Origin of the sequence: uncultured Anaerococcus sp., assembly GCF_963510575.1 — a bacterium.
Lineage (GTDB): Bacteria > Bacillota > Clostridia > Tissierellales > Peptoniphilaceae > Anaerococcus.
On the sequence record NZ_CAUPFR010000099.1, the window covers coordinates 1 to 5,595 of the forward strand.

Below are 5,595 nucleotides of genomic sequence, written 5' to 3' on the forward strand. Positions count from 1 at the left end.
AAAAAGTGATGTTGCAGAATAGATAAATCTATTCTGCAACATCACCTTTTTTCTTGGAATTTCAATGGAAATTCAATTTGTTTTGTAAATTCAATTCATAAATATTTCCCAAAAGTCTTGACAAATTATAACTGTTAATATACACTATATACAGATGGAGGATATATGGACATAAAAATAAATTACTCGAGTAAAGATCCGATATATTTACAAATCAAAAACCAGATTAGGGATGCAATCTTAGATGACAAGCTAGATATAAACAAACCCCTGCCTTCCATAAGGCTTCTTGCCAAGGAGCTTAGGGTGAGTGTGATTACAACCAAGAGGGCCTACGACGAACTCGAAAAGGACGGATTAATCGATTCTGTTCCGGGCAAGGGCAATTTTATTAAAAGCCAGGACCCACAAATGGTCAAGGAGAAACTCATGGTAAAAATCGAAGACCACATTAAGGAAGTCATCAAGCTTGCAAGACTTGGCGATATTTCAAAAGAAGAAATCCTCGCCCTAGTTGATGTATTGGAGGATACTGATGACTGATGCAATTAAATTAAAAAAACTAACAAAGAATTTTGGAAATTTTAGGCTCGGTCCTATCGATTTAGGGATCAAAAAGGGAACTATAACAGGTTTTATTGGCGAAAATGGGGCTGGAAAGTCTACCACCATCAAGCTTATTTTGGATGTAATTGGCAGAGATAATGGAGCGATAGAAATTTTTGGCAAGGACATAAATAACCTCTCTGTTGACGAAAAATACAAGCTTGGCTTTGTCTACGATGATCTATTTTTACCTGGCTCTATGAAGGTGGACGAGATAGAAAAGTTTCACTCTTTGCTTTACAAGGACCACTGGGAGAAGGGAACTTTTTACGAATTTATGGAAAATTTTGCCCTTCCAACTAATATTCCTATAAAGACTTTTTCTAGGGGTATGAAAATGAAATTGGGCCTTGCCCTCGCCATGAGTCACGGGGCAGAAATCCTAATCCTAGATGAGCCTACAAGTGGCCTTGACCCGGTTGTGAGGGATGATTTTTTGGATATTCTTCTTGATTTTATTCAAGATGAGAACCACACAGTTTTGATTTCCTCCCATATTTTGTCAGACCTAGAAAAAATCGCCGACTACATTGCCTTTATCCACAAGGGTAAGCTAATTTTCAACGAAGAAAAAGACGGCCTAAGTGAAAAATATGGCCTTGTTTCCCTGGGAGATGAAGAATTTGAAAGCCTTGATAAATCCGCCCTTGTAGGCGTGAGAAAACATCAATTTGGTAGGGAATGTTTGGTAAGAAGAGAAAAAATTCCAGAAAATCTTGACATAGAAAAACCATCTATCGAAGATATCATGGTCTATATGATAAAGGAGGCCTACAATGAAAGCCTTAATATATAAGGATTTAACAACAACAAAGACATCAATTGGGCTAATGACAGTAATCATGGTAGCCATTGCCTTTGTTTTCAACAATGAGGACCAACTAGAACTTTTCCCTCTGACTTTTATCCTACTTCCAACAATCCTTTTGGGAATTTTGTTTGGAGTCGACTCAGAAAGCCACATAGACAAGTATTTGATATCAACAGGGATTGGCAAGGAAAAAATAGTCGGATCAAGATACGCCTTTGTTTGGATTCTTTCCATCTTTGCTCTTATAATAAGCCTAATTGTTGGCTACAGAGTAAAATTGCCAATCGCCCTTTACTGTGCTAGCGTCCTATTTTTCTCAAACTTTATCGCCTTAGCCCAACTTCCCCTCATGTATAAGTTTGGAGAAGAAAAGTCCAGGATGATTTTCGTCCTATTTTACTTTATAATCTTTGGAAGCTTTTCATATTTTGGGGCAAACAAAGAGAAACTTTTAGACTTGATAAATTTTGGCATGAGCATGAATAAAAATATCTTGGCCCTAGGCCTTGTGATTCTAACGATTTTACTAAGTTTTCTTTCCTTTAAAATTTCAGCTGGAATCTATAAGGCTAAGGAATTTTAAAAAATGGTCCCGGATTTGGGACCATTTTTACTTGCTTATAACTTTTTATTGATTTGGCCTATCATATTTTTTTCATAAATATAACAGGCGAAAGAGATTAATAAATAAACTCCAACAAAGAGGATGATTGAAAATACAAGGCTTAAATTATATTCAAACCATCTTAGGTAAAGGCCTGCACAGATGAAATAAACAATCATTGCACAAAAGTGGATGGCATGACTTAAATAAGTTGCCCTATTCTTGTTTTTGAAAATATTCGCCATTAGGACTGAAACAATACCAAAGCCACCATAGACCAGGCATTGGATAATTTTTGCATAACCTGGTGCTTGGCTTGCCACGAAGTCAGAAACTCCAACTATATTTTCCTTAATTATCATAGATAAAACGGCCTCAATCAAGGCGCCTATACCTACACCTGCCAAAAATCCAACTAATAAATCTTTAAAATTTTTCATGTTTCCTCCTTATAGGCCTAAGGCCTTCCTAAATTCTTTTAAATTTCGCCTAGAAACGTAGGCCACATCATCATTTGTAAGCTCGACTGCTATAGTTCCTGTAAAGGAAAGGTCGAGTTTTTTTACAAAGTCAAGATTTACAATATCTGAACGAGAAATCCTTATAAATTTTTTCTTATCTAACCTCTTATCCAATTCGGAAACAGTAAGCCTTGACGAAAAAGTTCCGTTTTTCGTTTTTATAAATACACTCTTATCTTGGGCGAAAATTCTTATAATTTCTTCGTGAGAAAGGATAAAAACTTCCTTATCACGAAAGGCTACAAGCTTGTCAATTAGCCTGTCAGCCAGTAAATCCTTTATGGTTTCGACTTCCTTTGAATATTCCTTGGCAAATATTTTTACCTGGGTTTCGTCGATTGTTTCATCAATTATTATGTCAACTTTCATCCCTACCTCCTGATTCTATTATAAAGCCAAGAATTAACTTATGCATTCATTTTCGGATAAAAGGTCGAATATGAAAGATAAGTGGTCAAAAAATAGGGGAATGGGTTTAAATTTACAATTATATAGGTGAATTTATAGCAAAAAAATCGTATATTAGAAAGGTATAACTTTTTTTAAGACGAATTTATGGCTTAAAATATAGATAATTTTAATATATAAGGAGGACTTATGTCTAAGAATAAAAAAACAGGAGGAGTCCTGGCTAAGATTGAAAAAGTCGGCAATGCCCTGCCCCATCCTGCTATAATTTTTGTAATAATGATTGTAATTTTAGCTGCCATTGCACAAATATGTGTATGGGCTGGCCTTTCTGTATCCTACTATGATGCAAAAGCCGAAGCTGAATCAACTATCGAAGCTGTGAGCCTTTTAAACGCTGAAGGCATCCGCTATATGTTTTCATCCCTAGTTCCAAATTTCACATCCTTCGCACCTCTTGGTGTAGTTTTAGTTGCTATGCTGGGTGTAGGTGTGGCTGAGGATGCAGGATTTTTTGACGCTGGCCTTAAGAAGATGCTTTCAAATGTGCCACCAATGATCCTTACAGGAGCGGTTGTTTTTACAGGAATCGTATCAAATATCGCATCTGATGCAGGCTATGTTGTGGTAATTCCACTCGGGGCAATGATTTTTGCCTCAGCTGGCAAACACCCAATAGCGGGCCTTGCTGCAGCCTTTGCAGGGGTTTCTGGTGGATTTTCTGCCAACCTAATTTTTGGACCAACAGATGTCATGCTAGGTGGAATCACCAATGAGGCCCTAAGGGCAGCAAATATTTCCTATACAGTAGATGCTTCAGGCAACTGGTATTTCCTAATAGTTTCTACCTTTGTTTTAACCTTAGTAGCAAGCGTGGTTACAGAAAAAGTTGTAATCCCAAACCTCGGAGAATATAAGGGAGCCTATGTCCACGAAGATAAGCCGCTAACAGATTTAGAAAAAAAGGGATTAAAAAATGCCTTGTTAGCATTTTTACTATTTGTAATCGTAATGGCAATTTTAATGGTGCCAAAAAATGCTGTCTTAAGGGAAGCAAATGCTCAAGGCAAGATGACCTTAGACGCCTTTTTGGGCAAGGGTTTAGTAGGAGCAATCTTATTTATGTTCCTAATTCCGGGTTATGTTTTTGGAAGGACAACAGGCAAATTTAAGGATTCAAAAGACCTTATAGGAGCTATGGGCAAGTCCATGGAATCCATGAGCGGATTTTTGGTATTAGCATTTTTCGCAGCCCAATTTGTATCGTTCTTTGCCTATACAAACCTAGGAACAATCCTATCTGTAAAGGGAGCTGAGTTTTTGGAATCAATTAGCCTAACAGGAGTACCACTTGTTATCCTATTTATAATCCTATCAGCCTTTATAAACCTATTCATAGGATCAGCCTCAGCCAAATGGGCAATCATGGCACCAATCTTTGTGCCAATGTTCATGAACATGGGACTCTCCCCAGAACTAAGCCAAATGGCCTACAGGATAGCCGACTCATCAACAAACATCATAAGCCCGCTAATGAACTATTTTGCAATGATAGTAATCTTCATGCAAAAATACGACAAAGACAGGGGGCTCGGAACCCTAATCTCAACTATGCTACCATACTCCATAGCATTCCTAATCTTCTGGACCTTGCTCTTAGTAGGCTGGATGATATTTAAAATTCCGTTAGGACCGGGGGCGATGCTATTTGTTTAGGGTCTATCCGAGATAATGGTAGTAAAAACTTTGTAGGCAAAGTTTTTGCGGTTTTCAAAATTTCTCAAGGTGCAAAGCACCGCAGTAGAAATTTATGAAAAACCTTATGTGATTTTGAACTAGCCCGTCCGGCTCGGGGAGGACTGACGTGATAAGTAAGAGCGTCTGCAATAAAAAGATTACTAGAATATCATTTTTTTTCGTTAATTCGAGATTAACTGTATCTTATAAATAATCTAGGTCATTTACATGACCTCTCCGTAAAAAGGGGACCCCAAGGGAACGTTTCGCACGTTCCCCCATCGGGTCCCCTTTAAAACCCCTTCCGTTACCCCCTCCGGGCGACCACTCTCGTGGGATAATGTGTTTGCCTTCGGCAAACGTGTTGGTATAGAGGAGCCATTGTTCAGGAAAAATATTTGTTTAAATTTTTAAAATCCCAAGCCTCCTAAAAATTGCAATCTCGTCTAACTTGTACTTTTTATTTGAAAATTTGTTCACAGTATCTACTGTATTTCTATTTGTAAAAAGCTGTCAGTGCAATTTTTTTCACGGAGGCTTGGGATTTTAAAATACTCGACCTTTGGATTTTTGGTTTCTTCGTTTGGAAACAAACACTAATTTAGCAATGTTTGGCAAAGCCAAACGAGCCGAGAACAATCTGGAACATAGAAACCAATTTTCTAATTTATCAAGAAAAGATTTTTAATCAAGAAGACCGTCAAGAAAATCGCATGCCTGAGCGTAGCGAGTTTGCGATTTTTAGGGCTTCGTAGATTAAAAATCAGTGTGGAGATACGTAAACTAATACGAAGTCATACCCCATACTAAAGAGGTTTGCCGTAGGCAAACTTCTGGTTTCGCACTCCGCTTTAGGAGACGCTCGGGGGTGTAGCCGAGAGGGGTTTAAGGGGAGGCGGGTGAGGGAC

The 5,595-nt window shown here is 38.0% G+C and carries 6 protein-coding genes; 4 read left to right on the plus strand and 2 right to left on the minus strand.

The window, feature by feature from the left end:
- Positions 1-165: 165 nt before the first annotated feature.
- Genes RQ907_RS07135 through RQ907_RS07145 form a run of 3 tightly spaced genes read left to right on the plus strand, consistent with a single transcriptional unit; the run spans position 166 to position 2,000 of the window.
- Positions 166-543 carry a GntR family transcriptional regulator gene (locus tag RQ907_RS07135; protein WP_311492687.1) on the plus strand — a complete coding sequence of 126 codons (378 nt, stop codon included), beginning with the start codon at positions 166-168 and terminating at the stop codon, positions 541-543.
- Positions 536-1,402 (plus strand): ABC transporter ATP-binding protein, encoded by an 867-nt coding sequence (locus RQ907_RS07140; RefSeq protein ID WP_311492688.1) that lies wholly within the window; start codon positions 536-538, stop codon positions 1,400-1,402. The genes RQ907_RS07135 and RQ907_RS07140 overlap by 8 nt, the downstream gene beginning before the upstream one ends.
- Positions 1,383-2,000: an ABC-2 transporter permease gene (locus tag RQ907_RS07145; RefSeq protein WP_311492689.1), complete on the plus strand. Its 618-nt coding sequence runs from the start codon at positions 1,383-1,385 to the stop codon at positions 1,998-2,000. The genes RQ907_RS07140 and RQ907_RS07145 overlap by 20 nt, the downstream gene beginning before the upstream one ends.
- A gap of 35 nt (positions 2,001-2,035) precedes the next feature.
- Here the strand turns inward: RQ907_RS07145 and RQ907_RS07150 are convergent, their stop codons facing one another.
- Both RQ907_RS07150 and RQ907_RS07155 read right to left on the minus strand, forming a co-directional pair.
- The gene (locus RQ907_RS07150; protein WP_311492690.1) at positions 2,036-2,461 is read right to left on the minus strand and encodes a DUF3021 domain-containing protein; all 426 of its coding nucleotides are present in this window, start codon (positions 2,459-2,461) and stop codon (positions 2,036-2,038) included.
- A gap of 9 nt (positions 2,462-2,470) precedes the next feature.
- The gene (locus RQ907_RS07155) at positions 2,471-2,911 is read right to left on the minus strand and encodes a LytTR family DNA-binding domain-containing protein (protein WP_311492691.1); all 441 of its coding nucleotides are present in this window, start codon (positions 2,909-2,911) and stop codon (positions 2,471-2,473) included.
- Positions 2,912-3,139: 228 nt separating this feature from the next.
- Between RQ907_RS07155 and RQ907_RS07160 the strand changes: the two genes are divergently transcribed.
- Positions 3,140-4,666, plus strand: a complete 1,527-nt coding sequence (locus tag RQ907_RS07160; protein ID WP_311492692.1) for an AbgT family transporter — start codon at positions 3,140-3,142, stop codon at positions 4,664-4,666.
- Positions 4,667-5,595 lie beyond the last annotated feature (929 nt).